Raw genomic sequence first — 13,317 nt, 5'->3', positions numbered from 1 at the left:
CACGCCGTCCGGGCGGCTCACCCGCCGTTCAGCTCCACCAGCGCCCAGACCCGCTTGCCCACGGGCACCCGCTCGACCGCGACGCTCCGCGCCAGCGCGTGCACGATCTCCAGACCGTGCCGGCCGATGCGCTCGGGATCGCGCGGGAAGCGCCGGGGCAGGGCGTCGCTGCTGTCGTACACGGAGACCGTGACCTCGCCGTCGTTGCCCTCGAGGTCGAGGATGTACGGCCCGTCGCTGTGCCGGTCCGCGTTGGTGACCAGTTCGCTGACCACCAGGAGCAGCGCCTGTTCGGCGCGCTCGGCGATCTCGGCGCACCATTCGGTCCGCAACTGGTTGAGGAACTGTGCGGCGAACGCCCGCGCATCCGCTATGCACCCGGGTTCCCCGGTGTAGTGCGCGGCCCGCCGCAGCGGTTCCACGGGCACGTCGAAAGCGGAGCGTACGGCGGCCCCGTCCCGGTGCTCGATCATGCGTTTCTCTCTCCCCGCCGGCCTGGCCGGATACTGCTGCTGGAGTGCTCGTACCCCGAGCCGCGCCGCGCAGTCCCCACTGCAGCGGTCGTCACACCGGCGGCGAGGAGCTGCCCGGCTCCAGCACGCTCTCCGAGGACGCCGACGAGGGCAGCGACTCCGAGACGAGCGGGGGCTCCAGTGAGGACGACGTGTCGGGGGCCGGCGGTTGCGACGAGGTGGAGGTGTCCGGCGGCGGCGGGGACGAATCGGGCGTGGGCGTCACCGTGGTCGACGGGTCCTCGGGCTCGGAGCTGCTGCTCGGCGGGGTGGTGCCGTCGGACGGAGTGAGAGTCGTCACGCTCGCCGACGGGGTCGGGGTGGCCGGGGGCTTGGTGGGCTTGTCCTTGTCGCCGTCGTCGCCGCGGGGGCGGGCGATCCACTCGTCGTTCTCGGTGTCGTGGAGGACGAAGACCTTCACGACCTGTTCGGCGGGCTGGACCACGACGACCTGGGAGGGGTTGAACGACGGCCAGGAGTCCCCGGTCCGCTTGTACCCGCTCTGCTGCTGGACGGGCTCGGTCAGCGGGTTGCCGCAGGCGCATCGCACGCGCGGCACTCCGCGGTCGTCGACCAGCACCGCCGTACCGGACTGGAGGATGGCCTGGTACTCGGTGGCCTCTCCGTCACGGTAGCCGTGGTTGGTGACCCGGGTGTCCATGAGCAGCTGGACCGGGGTGTAGGAGCGCAGACGGGCGGGGACGTCGGACGGCTGGATCCCCAGCACCGAGGCGAACGCCTTGTTCTTGGCGGCGTTCTCGGTCAGGTACCTGATCTGCTTCTCCACGTCACAGGCGGCGACCTTCTGGGTGCCGCCGTACAGGCCGGGCTCGCCGCCCGGGACGGCCTGCACCCGGTTGCCGGCCGTCGTCGTGCCCGCCGGGGAGGAAGTGACGGGGGACGGGGTGACCGGCTCGGTGGTGGACTTGTTCGCCGTGGACGCGGTGTAGGGATCGGGGCCCTGCTTCGAGGCGGCCTGGAGGAAGACCTCCTTCTCCGACCCCGAACCTCCGCCACCGCCGAGGAGCACGACGCCGACGGTCGCGAGCGCGGCCACGACGACGGCGACCGTGGCCACCCGGGGGACGGACTTCCACCAGGGGCGGCCGGGTTCGGGCGGTTCGTCCGCCGGAGTGGGTGGCGGCGCGGGAGGCGGGCCGGGTGGCGGCTGCGCGCGGCCGGGGTTCAGCGGGCCGGACGGCGGCCCGGTGGGGCGACCGGAGTTCGGAGGTTGGGCGCTCACGAGCTGTGCTCCCGTCGTGAAGTGCAGCGGACGGAACTGTGGAGAGACGTTCCGTTCATCCGCTTCTCTAGCCCCTCATCACTATTGTGTGCTCTTGCCCCGGACGCCCCGCAAGCCGACCGGACGGCCCTCCCGAGGGGCGCGCCCGCCGGAGGCTGCTTAGCGTGGCCGTGTGAGCCTGCATATCTCCGACGACCGGGCCGTCGCCCGCCACGGATGGCTTCAGGCACTGGCCGTGACCCTGGCCGGTGTGCTCGCCATGGGCGTCGTCGCCGCGCTGGGACTGTGGGCGGCCGGGGCGACGGACCTGCCGGACGGCGCCTACGGGAAGGTGGTCGCCGCGACGGTCGTCACCGCCGTGGGCGGCACGGTCGAGCTGTCGGGCGACGCCGGTGACCTGGCCGGGGCCGAGGGGGATCTGACGGTCGTCCCGCTGTCCGTGACGCTCGTCGGCGCGCTGGTGTTCGCGGCCGGTTTCCTGCGGCCGCTGCGGCACCGGGCGGTGGCGGGGGCCGGGGAGCTGGCCGGCTGGGCCGGGCGGATCGCCCTGCTGTGGCTGCCGGCGCTGATCGGGCTGGCCCTGACCGCCCGGCACACCTTCAGCGTCTCGCTGGGCGAGGGCGTGCTCGAGGATCTGGGCGATCTGTTCGGCCTGGAACCGAAAGTGGGCTTCACCACCGATGTGCCGGAGACCCTGTTCTTCGGGATGCTCTGGCTGCTCGGCATGCTGGCGCTGGCGCTGCTGGTGTCGCGCGGGGCCCCGCTGCCGCGGCGGCTGCTGCGGTTCCAGGAGTCGGTGCGCCCGGCGGCGTACGCGATGGTCGCCCTGCTGCTGGCCTGTGTCGTGCTCGGTGTCGCCGTCGCTCTGGTGGTCGCGGCGACGCGCGGCCATGCCGTGGAGACGCTGGCGGTGGTCCTGCTCGGCCTGCCGAACCTGGTGTGGCTGGCGTTCACCATCGGGCTCGGGGCCACCTGGGACGGCCGGGTGGAGGGGCCGTTCGGGCTGCCGATGCCGCATGTCCTGGACCAGGTGCTGCGCACCGAGGACGTGAGCGCCCTCAATCTGAGCACGCTGTCCGACTACGACGGCCGGGTGTGGTGGCTGGTGGCCGTCGACGCGGTGCTGCTGCTGGCGGCGGCGTTCGTGATGGCGGCCCGCTCACCGGCCCGGGTGCGGCTCTGGCAGCACGCCCTGCACATGGCGGTCGCGCTCGCCGTCACGGTGCTCGTGATCTGCCTCGTCGGCCGGATCTCCGCCGCCTTCGGGCTGTCCCTGTTCGGCATCGGCGACCTCGGTGGCCAGCTCTCCGCCGATCTGTTCCTGCGCCCGCGCCTGTGGAGCGCGCTGGGCATCGCCCTGCTGTGGGGACTGGTGACCGGCTTCCTGGGCGCGCTGCTCGCCTGGAAGGTGCGGCGGCCGGGCGAGGTGCCCGACACGTACGCGCCCTGAGCTCTCTGCGCTGTCTCAGCCCAGCTCTGTCAGCTCTTTCAGCTCTCTCAGCTCTCTCAGCTCTCACGGCGGGTGGCCCGCGCCACGGGCCCTAGCCGTGCCGGCCGAAGACCGGCTCGGCCCAGCGCGGCGGCGGCTTCGGCCGCTCTCCCCGTTCCGGTACGACCGGCACGTCCAGCTCCGTCGGCGGGTGCCGGTTCTGGGTGCGGGCGCTGAGCGCCTCGCGCAGGGCGGCGACGAAGGCCAGGCAGGAGTCGTACCGCTGGTCGGGGCTCTTGGCGAGGGCGCGGGCGAACACGGTGTCGAGGCGCGGGGCGAGGTCCGGGCGGGACTCGGTGAGCGGGGGCGGCTCGTCGTGCTGGTGGGCCCAGAGCAGCGCCATGTCGTCGTCGCGGAGGAACGGCGGCCGGGCCGCCAGGGTCTCGTAGACCACGCAGGCCAGGCCGTAGACGTCGCAGCGGCCGTCGACGGGGCGGCCGGAGATCTGCTCCGGGGCGACGTAGTCGAGGGTGCCGACGAACTGGCCGACCGTGGTGAGGCCGGTGAGGGACAGCGACTTCTTGGTCAGGCCGAAGTCGGTGAGGTAGGCGTGCTCGGGGTGTTCGCTGTCGGTGCCGCGGGCGATCAGGATGTTGCCGGGTTTGACGTCCCGGTGGACCAGTCCGTGATCGTGGGCGGCGTCCAGCGCGGAGGCCACCTGCGCGCCGATGCGCAGGGCGGTGGCGGGTGGCAGCGGGCCCTCCCGGTCGAGCATCCGGCGCAGGTCGCGGCCGGCGACGTAGCGCATGGCGATGTAGAGCACGCCGTCCGTCTCGCCCGCGTCGTAGACCGGCACGATGTTGGGGTGGTCGAGGGCGGCGGCCACCTGGGACTCGCGGGTGAAGCGTTTGCGGAAGGTGTCGTTGCGGGCCAGTTCGGGGGCGAGCAGCTTGAGCGCGACCGTGCGGTCGAGGTGCAGGTCCTGGGCCCGGTAGACGACGGCCATTCCGCCGCGGCCGACCTCCTGCTCGATGCGGTAGCCGGCGATCCGCCGGCCGATCATCTCCGTCGACCGGCCGGAGAACGCGGCGGTGTCCCCCGTCATCACCACTCACCGTCGCCGGACACCAGGCGGGTCGGCGCCTCCGAGGGGTCCTCGGCGCGGTCCCGGTCCTGCGGACGTTTCCCACGCTCCTGGCGGCCTCGGCCCTTCGGATAGCGCCGCTCCTCGGTGTGGCCCCGGTGCGGCCGGTGCCCCCGCTCCTCCGTGAAGCCGCGTTCGTCCGTGAAGCCCCGCTCGTCGGTGTAACCGCGCTCGTCGGTGAAGCCTCGGTCCCTGGTGAGGCGGCGGTCCTCCGTGAAGCCCCGGCCCTCGGTGTAGCCGTGATCGGTGTAGCCCCGGTCCTCGGAGTGGTCCCGGTCGTCGGTGTGGTCCCGGTCCTCGGAGTGGTCCCGGTCCGGCGGGCGGCTCCGGGCCTCGGTATAGCCGCGGTCCGTGGTGTACCCGCGGTCCGTCGGGTGGCCGAGGTCCGTCGTGTAGCCGCCGTCCGTCGTGTAGCCACGGTCCGACGCGTGGCTCGCGTCCTCCGTGTCGCGGCGCGGGTGGCCGCGTACCTCGGCGGCGTGGCGGTCGCGGTGTCCGCGGTCCTCCTCGGCACGGGGGGCCTCGTCGGGGGCGTAGGTGCTCAGACGGGTGCCGTCGCTGTACGCCCAGCGCTCGCGTTCGGCGTCGTACAGCCAGACGTCCTCGCCTTCGACGACCACGCCGATCCGCAGTCCGCGGGTGCGGTCGCGGAAGGACTCGCCGTCGAGGTGGCCGTCCGTCAGTTCCTCCACGGCGGCCCGGTAGCCGGCCAGGGCCCGTTCGGCGCGGGCGAGCAGCGGTCGCGGGTCGCCGCCGGGTGCGAGCCGGTGCTGCTCGGTGGGCGGGTCGGTCGGTACGGCCACCAGATGGCGGCCGTCGACCCAGGCCGACCAGCCGTTGGAGCACAGGATGCGGCCCCAGTCGCCGCGCCGCTCGACCAGTTGCACCGGCAGCAGCGGATCGAGGGCTGCTGTCGGCCGGTCGAGGTCCGGGGTCTCCCAGGCGGACATGCCGCGCCGGGGGACGACGTGGGTGGGCCGGAAACCGGAACGCGTCATCATCGGCGCCTACTTCCGCATCACGACGGGTTCATGGCGGCGCAGCAGGCGGGACACCAGCCAGCCGAAGACCAGCGAGAGGACCACCAGCATGCCCACGTTGAGCAGCCACACGTCCGCCGTGTGCGCGAAGAGCGGATCGCCGGTCAGGCTGCCGGGCGAGAGCCGGGCCAGGTCGACGGTGCCGGCCATCGCGGCGAACGCCCAGCGGGAGGGCACCAGCCAGGCCAGCTGTTCCAGGACGAGGACGCCGTCGAGCGACAGCAGGGCGCCGCAGAAGACGACCTGGACGATGGCGAGCAGCACCAGCAGCGGCATCGTCACCTCCTCCTTGCGCACCAGCGCGGAGACCACCAGGCCGAGCATCATCGCGGTGAAGGCGAGCAGGGCCACGGCGACCGTGATCTCGACAAGGGGCGGCATCAGCACGCCCTGGCCGCCGGGGGCCCTGAGGTCGACGCCGAGCAGGGCGACGAGGGTGAGCACCACGGCCTGCGCCACGGTGATCGTGCCGAGCACGACGACCTTGGACATCAGGTAGGCCGATCTGGACAGGCCCACGGCTCTCTCCCGCTGGTAGATGACACGTTCCTTGACGAGTTCGCGCACGGCGTTGGCGGCGCCGGTCAGCACGCCGCCGACGCACAGGATGAGCAGCGCGTTCAGTGCGCTCTTGCGGGTCAGCTCGCCGCCCGCCAGGGCGCGGGCCATGGCGCCCATCACGAACGGCAGCGCGATCATGATGGCGAGGAAGGTGCGGTCGGCGGAGAGCACCGCGGCGTAGCGGCGGATCAGGGTGCCGAGCTGGGCGAACCAGCCGCGGGGCTGCGGGGGCGGCCCCGGGGCGACGGGTGCCTTGCGGGGCAGCTGGGGTTGGGCGGTGGCGTCGGCGATGTACCGCCGGTGGTAGGGCGAGTCGAGGTACTCCCCCGCCCAGTCGCGCTCCTTGTCCCGTTCGAACGCCTCGAAGGCCTCCGGCCAGTGCTCGGCGCCGAAGAAGGCGAGGGCGTCGCCGGGCGGCCCGTAGTAGGCCACCTTGCCGCCGGGGGCCAGGAACAGCAGGCGGTCGCAGACGTCCAGGCTGAGCACGCTGTGGGTGACGACGATGACGGTGTGGCCGTCGTCGGCGAGGCCGCGCAGCATGTGCATCACCGAGCGCTCCATGCCGGGGTCGAGGCCGGAGGTCGGCTCGTCGAGGAAGAGCAGCGACGGCTTGGTCAGCAGCTCCAGCGCCACGCTGACCCGCTTGCGCTGACCGCCGGAGAGGCTGTGCACGGGCTGCCGGGTGCGTGCCTCCAGGCCGAGTTCGCGGATCACCTCGTCGACCCGGGCGCGGCGCTCGTCCTTGGCGGTGTCCTGCGGGAAGCGCAGGTCCGCGGCGTAGTTGAGGGCGGCCTGGACGGTCAGCTGGGCGTGCAGGATGTCGTCCTGCGGGACGAGGCCGATGCGCTGGCGCAGCTCGGCGTAGTCGTGGTAGAGGTCGCGGCCGTCGTAGAGGACGGTGCCGTGGTCGGCGGGTCGCTGGCCGGTGAGCGCGTTCATCAGGGTGGACTTGCCGGCGCCGCTCGGGCCGACGACCGCGAGCAGGGACTTCTCCGCCACCGGGAAGGAGACGTGGCCGAGGAGCTGTTTGCGGCCGCGGTCGACGGCGACGGTGAGGTCCTGGACGTCGAGGGAGATCTCGCCGGTGTCGACGTACTGCTGGAGCTGGTCGCCGACGAGGCAGAAGTCGGAGTGGCCGACGCCCACGATGTCGCCCGGGCCGATCTCGGCGCTGGTGACGAGCAGACCGTTGAGATACGTGCCGTTGTGGCTGCCGAGGTCGACGATCTCGAAGGTGCCGTCGGTGTGCGTGCGCAGTTCGGCGTGGTGGCGGGAGACGATCAGGTCGTCCACGACCAGGTCGTTGTCGGCGGCGCGGCCGATGCGGACAGTCCTGGTGGGCAGCGGCCGTACGCTGGTCGGCTGCCGGAAGGTGCCGGTGACGGCGGGCCGGGAGACCGCCGAGGGGCGCTCGCGGGCGCGGGTCATCAGGCCGGTCAGCACGGCGCGGGGGCCGTCGTCGGGGTTGCCGAAGCGGATGACGCTGCCGGGGCCGACGCCGCGTTCGTGGACGCGCCGGCCGTCGGCGTAGGTGCCGTTGGTGCTGTGCGCGTCCTGGAGCGTCCAGTGGTCGCTGTCGGGATGGAGCACCGCGTGGTGCCAGGAGACGCGGGAGTCGTCGAGGACGATGTCGCTGAGGGGGTCCCGTCCGACGTGGTAGTCGCGGGCGGGCGTGATCACCGTGGAGCCCGTGTCGGTCTCCAGGACGAGTTCGGGCGCCGTCGATGCGGCAGGCCGCTCCGTCATGCCCAAAAGTCTACCGATTCGTCCATTTGCGCGCTTGATCGCCGGCGGGCCGGATCCCGCACGCCCGCGACCGGCCCGCGCGGCGGTCAGGCGACCGGCATGACGAGCCCCGGGAGGGTCCGCTGCATCCGCAGGGCGTCGATGGACTCGGCCATCAGCTCGTACTCGGTGGTGTCGTCGCTGACGGCGATGCGGACCAGCCGTCCGGCCGCCAGTTCGTCGGCGATCAGTTCCTGCCGTTCGGTGTCCGCACACCAGGTGCGCAGTACGGCGGGTACGTCGGTGACGGTGTCGGCGACCGGGACGAGCGCGTTGGGCGGGTAGGGCTCGCCGCCGGGCAGGGGGTCGAGCCGTTCGGCGATCCAGGTGGCGCGGTCCCGCAGCCACCACAGCGCGAGTGCCAGGGTGGGCGCCCGATAGGTGCCCAGAGGTACTCCGATGCGCTGCCCACCGCAGGTGCCGTACGCGGTGACATGGCACAGGAATTCGTCGTGCACGTTCGCCTCCCCCGTTCCCTTGCTCGCCTGCCGGGCGTGCCTCGCTTTCGTGCGGCTCCTGTGCGGTGAAGTGCCCCTGACTGTCGAGTATCTTCACTCTTGAACCACTGTCACCATGGCTTTTTGGCCAGTCTCCTGGCATATTCCGCACGGCGATTGGCCGGAATGCGACGGGCGCGATGAGTTTGACCTCGGGCCTCGGTCTACAGGGGTATGGATAAGACCGGAAAAGTGGACGTGGAATTCACCGCGGTCCTGCGCAGGAGCCCTGAGAAGGGTGGCTGGACCTATGTCGTGTGGCCGGAATCGGTCGCGTATTTCGGCACCCGTGGATTGATCAAGATAAGCGGAAAGATCGACGGGCACCCATTCCGCGGCTCTTTCATGGCACTGGGCGACGGAACCCACAAACTGCCCGTCAAGGCGGAGGTGCGCCGGGCGATCGGCAAGGGCGAGGGCGACACGGTGACGGTGCGTCTGGAGGAGCGCCTCTGAGTCTTCGGCGGACATGCCGGATGCCCGGAGGCGGCCGTCGCCTCCGGGCATCCGGGAATCCTGGAATGCCGGAACTCGGGTGATCCGGCGAGGTGCTACGCCGTGACGATCTCGTCGATGCGGGCCAGCTCGTCCGTGTCGAAGTCCAGATTGCCGATCGCGGCGACGCTGTCCTCCAGCTGCCGCGGGCTGCTCGCGCCGACCAGGGCGGAGGTGACCCGGCCGCCGCGCAGCACCCAGGCGAGCGCCATCTGGGCCAGCGACTGGCCGCGCGACTTGGCGATCTCGTCGAGCGCGCGCAGCTTGCCGACCAGTTCCTCGGTCAGCGCGTCCGAGTTCAGGAACGGGCTGTCGCTCGCGGCCCGCGAGTCCTCGGGGATGCCGTCGAGGTAGCGGGCGGTGAGCACGCCCTGCTCGAGCGGCGAGTAGGCGATGGAACCGACCGCCAGCTCGTCCAGCGTGTCCAGCAGGCCCTCCTCCTCGGGGCGCCGGTCGAGCATCGAGTAGCGCGGCTGGTGGATCAGCAGCGGGGTGCCCAGCTCGCCGAGGATGCGGGCGGCCTCCCGGGTCTGCTCCGGGGAGTAGTTCGAGACACCGACGTACAGCGCCTTGCCCTGCTGCACGGCGGAGTGCAGGGCGCCCATCGTCTCCTCCAGCGGAGTCTCCGGGTCCGGGCGGTGCGAGTAGAAGATGTCGACATGATCCAGGCCCATCCGCTTCAGGCTCTGGTCCAGCGACGACAGCAGGTACTTCCGCGAACCCCACTCGCCGTACGGGCCCGGCCACATCAGATAGCCGGCCTTGGTGGAGATCACCAGCTCGTCGCGGTACGGCGCGAAGTCGGCCTTCAGCGCCTCGCCGAGCGCGGACTCGGCGGCGCCGGGCGGCGGACCGTAGTTGTTGGCGAGGTCGAAGTGGGTGACGCCGAGGTCGAAGGCGCGGCGCAGGATGGCGCGCTGGGTCTCGACGGGCCGGTCGGGGCCGAAGTTGTGCCACAGGCCGAGCGACAGCGCGGGGAGCTTGAGGCCGCTGCGGCCGGTGCGCCGGTAGGGCATCTCGGCGTAGCGGTCGGGGTGTGCGGTGTACAACGCGACTCCTGAGGGGTTGGCACACGGGAGGTGGCTCCGGGGGACCGAAACCGCCCCCTACTCTGTCGTGACCTGCGGCCAGTGGTCCAACAGAAGAATCCGATGGAATTCAGCGGCTACGCTTCTCAGTCATGGAACTCCGCCAGCTCAGGCACTTCCTCGCGGTCGCCGAGGACCAGCATTTCACCCGGGCGGCCGAACGGCTGATGGTGTCCCAGTCGGGCCTGTCCGCCTCGATCCGGGCCCTGGAACGGGAGCTGCAGACCCCGCTGTTCGTGCGCACCACCCGCCGGGTGACCCTCACCGAGGCGGGCCGGGCGCTGCTGGTCGAGGCGGAGCGCGTCCTCGCGCAGGTACGGGCGGCGCACGAGGCGGTCGCCGCCGTGCAGGGCGTGCTGCGCGGCACGCTCGCCCTGGGCACCGAGCAGTGCATCGCCGGGGTGCCGGTGGCCGGGCTGCTCGCCGCGTTCCGGCGGCGCCATCCGGACGTGGAGATCCGGCTGCGGCAGGCGGGCTCCGGGGCGCTGGCGGAGGAGGTGGCCGCCGGACGCCTGGACCTGGCGTTCGCGGTCGGCACCGAGGCGGAGACCGAGCAGCTGCGCTCCGAGGCGCTGACCGCCGAGCCGATGACCGTGCTGTGCCATCCCAGCCATCCGCTGGCGGCCGCCGGAGCGGCCGTCACCCCCGACGACATCGGCGACGAGGTGTTCGTCGACTTCCACCCGGACTGGGGGCCGCGCCGCACCACGGACGCGGTGTTCGCCGCCGCGGGCGTGCGGCGGACGGTGGCGCTGGAGGTCAACGACGTGCACAGCCTGCTCGACCTGCTCGACGAGGACCTGGGCATCGCCGTGGTGCCGCACCACTTCCGGCACAAGCGGCCGTCGCTCGCCGCGCTGCCGCTGAAGGGCACGGGCGAGGCCGCGTACGAGACGGTGGCCCTGCTGCCGCCGCCGGAGGCCACCAGTCCGGCCGCGCGCGCCCTGATGGCACTTCTGGAGACGAGGGGCGAGTGAGCGGCCGCCGGGCCATGGTGGACCCATGCACGCCAAGGACATCCTCATCGACGGCTACGGCCGCATCCGGGAAGAAGTCCATGCCGCCGTCGAAGGGCTGACGGCCGACGAGCTGAACGCCCGGCCCGGCCCCGACGCCAACTCCGTCGCCTGGCTGGTCTGGCATCTCACCCGGGTCCAGGACGACCACCTCGCCGACGCCTCGGGCCTCGACCAGGTGTGGCTGGCCGGCGGCTGGGAGAAGCGCTTCGGCCTGGACCTGCCGCGCCGGGACACCGGCTACGGGCACACCTCCGCGAAGGTCGCCAAGGTACGGGTGGACTCACCCGACCTGCTGACCGGGTACTACGACGCCGTCCACGAGCAGACGCTGGGGTTCGTGCGCGGTCTGGCCGCCAAGGACCTCGAACGCGTCGTGGACGAGCGCTGGGACCCACCGGTCACCCTCGGCGTACGGCTGGTCAGCGTCCTGTCCGACGATCTCCAGCACGTCGGACAGGCCGCCTATGCGCGCGGGCTGGTTCAGAGCGCCGCGGCGTAACCCGGCAGGACGACGTCCTCGATGAGGGCCTTGCGCTCGTCGAACGGGATGAACGCGCTCTTCACGGCGTTCACGGTGACCGTGCGCAGGTCCTCGACGGTCCAGCCGGCCTGCTCGACCAGCAGGGACATCTCGCGGGTCATGGTGGTGCCCGACACCAGACGGTTGTCGGTGTTCAGGGTGACCCGGAAGCCGAGGTCCTTCAGAGCGGTGATCGGGTGCTCGGCGATGGAGGTGGCGGCGCCCGTCTGGAGGTTGGAGGTCGGGCACATCTCCAGGGCGATCCGGCGGTCGCGGACCCAGCCGGCCAGACGGCCGAGCTTGCCGTCGACGATGTCCTCGGTGATCCGCACGCCGTGGCCGACGCGCTGGGCGCCGCACACCTGGAGGGCCTGGTGGATGCTGGGCAGGCCGTGCGCCTCACCGGCGTGGATGGTGAACGGCACGCTCTCGCGGCGCAGGTGCTCGAAGGCGGCGAGGTGGTCGGCGGGCGGGAAGCCGTCCTCGGCGCCGGCGATGTCGAAGCCGACGACGCCCGCGTCGCGGTAGGCGACGGCCAGCTCGGCGGCCTCCTGGACGCGGTCGAACATCCGCATGCCGCACAGCAGGGTGCCGACGCGCACCGGGGTGCCGGCCGCCGCGGCCTTGGCCATACCGGCGGCCAGGCCCTCCTGCACCGTCTCGACGACCTCGCGCATCGTCAGGCCGCCGCTGGTGTTCAGCTCGGGGGCGTAGCGGACCTCGCCGTAGACCACGCCGTCGGCCGCCAGGTCGAGGACGTACTCCTCGGCGGTGCGCAGCAGGCCCTCGCGGGTCTGCATCACGGCCAGGGTGTGCTCGAAGGTGGCGATGTAGCGGACCAGGTCACCGGAGTTGGCCGCCTCGTAGAACCAGGCGGCCAGCTCGTCCGGGTCGGTGGTGGGCAGGGTGTGGCCGACCTCGCGGGCAAGCTCCACCACGGTCGCGGGGCGCAGGCCTCCGTCCAGGTGGTCGTGCAGGACGGCCTTCGGCAGTCGGCGGAGTACGTCGGCGTCTATGCGCGTAGATGACATGTGCGGTCGTTCCTCGGCGGGTCGGTGGGAGAAGTGCGGGGTGGATCAGGCGGGGTGGATCAGGAGGCGGGCTGGAGCAGGTCCCAGCGGTTGCCGTAGAGGTCCTGGAAGACGGCGACCGTGCCGTACGGCTCGTGCCGGGGCTCCTCCAGGAAGGTCACGCCCGCGGCGGTCATCCGGGCGTGGTCGCGGGCGAAGTCGTCGGTGTGCAGGAAGAACCCGACCCGTCCGCCGGTCTGGTCCCCGACCCGGCCGCGCTGCGCGTCGTCCTTGGCCCGGGCGAGGAGCAGGGCGGTACCGGCGCCGGCGCCGGCGGCCGAGGGCTCGACCACGACCCAGCGGGACCCGTCCGGCCGCGGCGCGTCCTCGGCCAGATGGAAGCCCAGGGCCTCGGTGTAGAAGCGGATCGCCTCGTCGTAGTCGTCGACGACGAGGGTGACCAGGGCGACGCGTCTCATGGGGACCTTTCGGCGGGTGGGAGCCAGGGGTTGACGGAAGAGGTTATACGTAAAACCTGACGGATGCCAGTCGCCTTGACCTTGAGGGCTTGCGGATGGCGGTGGGGTCGGGGCCGGTGGGGTCGGGGGCCGGTGGGGCGCGTGGGGGTGCGGGCCACGCCGGGGTGGCCCGCACCTCACCGCGAGATGTCGCTCGTCGTGTCCTCGTTCGTCAGCCGATGAGCGTGTGCAGGGCGGGCACGCTGCCGCTGCCGCCCAGCACGCCCACGAGGACCGCGCCGGCGGTCGGGGTGCCGCCGAGGAAGGTGAGGCCTCCGACGACCATGCCGAAGACGAGCGCCGCCAGCAGGACGACGGCGGCGTGCAGGCTCATGAGGGGGCCGGTCGGAAAGCGGTGGCAGGGGGTCGGTGGTCCGGGGCGGGGTGCGGACGTCATGTGTTCCTCCGGGGGTGAGGACGGGGCCGCAGGGCCGGGTGGCGGCTCGTCGCCGAGGG

At 72.3% G+C, this 13,317-nt stretch carries 13 protein-coding genes and 1 pseudogene; 4 read left to right on the top strand and 10 right to left on the bottom strand.

Going from position 1 to position 13,317, the window contains the following annotated elements; translation table 11 throughout:
- Positions 1 to 17: 17 nt before the first annotated feature.
- Positions 18 to 473 carry an ATP-binding protein gene (locus ABT232_RS22440; protein ID WP_351842582.1) on the bottom strand — a complete coding sequence of 152 codons (456 nt, stop codon included), beginning with the start codon at positions 471 to 473 and terminating at the stop codon, positions 18 to 20.
- A gap of 91 nt (positions 474 to 564) precedes the next feature.
- Positions 565 to 1,755 (bottom strand): DUF6777 domain-containing protein, encoded by a 1,191-nt coding sequence (locus ABT232_RS22435; RefSeq protein WP_351842580.1) that lies wholly within the window; start codon positions 1,753 to 1,755, stop codon positions 565 to 567.
- Between the two features lie 172 nt (positions 1,756 to 1,927).
- Between ABT232_RS22435 and ABT232_RS22430 the strand changes: the two genes are divergently transcribed.
- Positions 1,928 to 3,205 carry a streptophobe family protein gene (locus tag ABT232_RS22430; RefSeq protein WP_450871674.1) on the top strand — a complete coding sequence of 426 codons (1,278 nt, stop codon included), beginning with the start codon at positions 1,928 to 1,930 and terminating at the stop codon, positions 3,203 to 3,205.
- Positions 3,206 to 3,296: 91 nt separating this feature from the next.
- On the opposite strand, the gene ABT232_RS22425 is transcribed toward ABT232_RS22430, so the two are convergent.
- The 4 genes and pseudogenes from ABT232_RS22425 to ABT232_RS22410 all read right to left on the bottom strand — a co-directional run bounded on the left by ABT232_RS22425 (position 3,297) and on the right by ABT232_RS22410 (position 8,172).
- Entirely contained in the window at positions 3,297 to 4,289 is a 993-nt protein-coding gene (locus ABT232_RS22425) for a serine/threonine-protein kinase (RefSeq protein WP_351842578.1), read from the bottom strand.
- Positions 4,290 to 4,819: 530 nt separating this feature from the next.
- Positions 4,820 to 5,326: pseudogene (locus ABT232_RS22420) on the bottom strand (SH3 domain-containing protein); the annotation flags it as partial.
- 9 nt (positions 5,327 to 5,335) lie between these two features.
- Positions 5,336 to 7,675 (bottom strand): FHA domain-containing protein, encoded by a 2,340-nt coding sequence (locus ABT232_RS22415; RefSeq protein WP_351842576.1) that lies wholly within the window; start codon positions 7,673 to 7,675, stop codon positions 5,336 to 5,338.
- 86 nt (positions 7,676 to 7,761) lie between these two features.
- The gene (locus ABT232_RS22410; RefSeq protein WP_351842574.1) at positions 7,762 to 8,172 is read right to left on the bottom strand and encodes a hypothetical protein; all 411 of its coding nucleotides are present in this window, start codon (positions 8,170 to 8,172) and stop codon (positions 7,762 to 7,764) included.
- A gap of 213 nt (positions 8,173 to 8,385) precedes the next feature.
- On the opposite strand from ABT232_RS22410, the gene ABT232_RS22405 reads away from it, so the two are divergent.
- Positions 8,386 to 8,667 carry a DUF1905 domain-containing protein gene (locus ABT232_RS22405; RefSeq protein ID WP_351842572.1) on the top strand — a complete coding sequence of 94 codons (282 nt, stop codon included), beginning with the start codon at positions 8,386 to 8,388 and terminating at the stop codon, positions 8,665 to 8,667.
- A gap of 95 nt (positions 8,668 to 8,762) precedes the next feature.
- Here ABT232_RS22405 and mgrA read toward each other — a convergent pair whose 3' ends face one another.
- A complete protein-coding gene (mgrA, locus tag ABT232_RS22400; RefSeq protein WP_351842570.1) occupies positions 8,763 to 9,755 on the bottom strand; it encodes an L-glyceraldehyde 3-phosphate reductase in 993 nt (330 codons plus the stop codon).
- A 131-nt stretch (positions 9,756 to 9,886) separates the two neighbouring features.
- Here mgrA and ABT232_RS22395 point away from each other — a divergent pair, with 131 nt between their 5' ends.
- Complete coding sequence (locus ABT232_RS22395; protein ID WP_351842568.1) at positions 9,887 to 10,771, top strand: LysR family transcriptional regulator; 885 nt, start codon at positions 9,887 to 9,889, stop codon at positions 10,769 to 10,771.
- A gap of 25 nt (positions 10,772 to 10,796) precedes the next feature.
- Entirely contained in the window at positions 10,797 to 11,312 is a 516-nt protein-coding gene (locus tag ABT232_RS22390) for a mycothiol transferase (RefSeq protein ID WP_351842566.1), read from the top strand.
- Here the strand turns inward: ABT232_RS22390 and ABT232_RS22385 are convergent.
- From ABT232_RS22385 to ABT232_RS22375, 3 genes are all read right to left on the bottom strand, one after another.
- Positions 11,294 to 12,364, bottom strand: a complete 1,071-nt coding sequence (locus ABT232_RS22385) for an adenosine deaminase (protein ID WP_351842564.1) — start codon at positions 12,362 to 12,364, stop codon at positions 11,294 to 11,296. The genes ABT232_RS22390 and ABT232_RS22385 overlap by 19 nt on opposite strands.
- A 59-nt stretch (positions 12,365 to 12,423) precedes the next feature.
- Positions 12,424 to 12,822 carry a VOC family protein gene (locus ABT232_RS22380; protein WP_351842562.1) on the bottom strand — a complete coding sequence of 133 codons (399 nt, stop codon included), beginning with the start codon at positions 12,820 to 12,822 and terminating at the stop codon, positions 12,424 to 12,426.
- Positions 12,823 to 13,033: 211 nt separating this feature from the next.
- Entirely contained in the window at positions 13,034 to 13,195 is a 162-nt protein-coding gene (locus ABT232_RS22375; protein WP_351842560.1) for a hypothetical protein, read from the bottom strand.
- Positions 13,196 to 13,317: the final 122 nt, after the last annotated feature.

This window comes from Streptomyces sp. NPDC001532 (genome assembly GCF_040298625.1).
Lineage (GTDB): Bacteria > Actinomycetota > Actinomycetes > Streptomycetales > Streptomycetaceae > Streptomyces.
The sequence above is the reverse complement of the archived record's forward strand: the minus strand, read 5'-3'. Positions and strand labels throughout refer to the sequence as shown.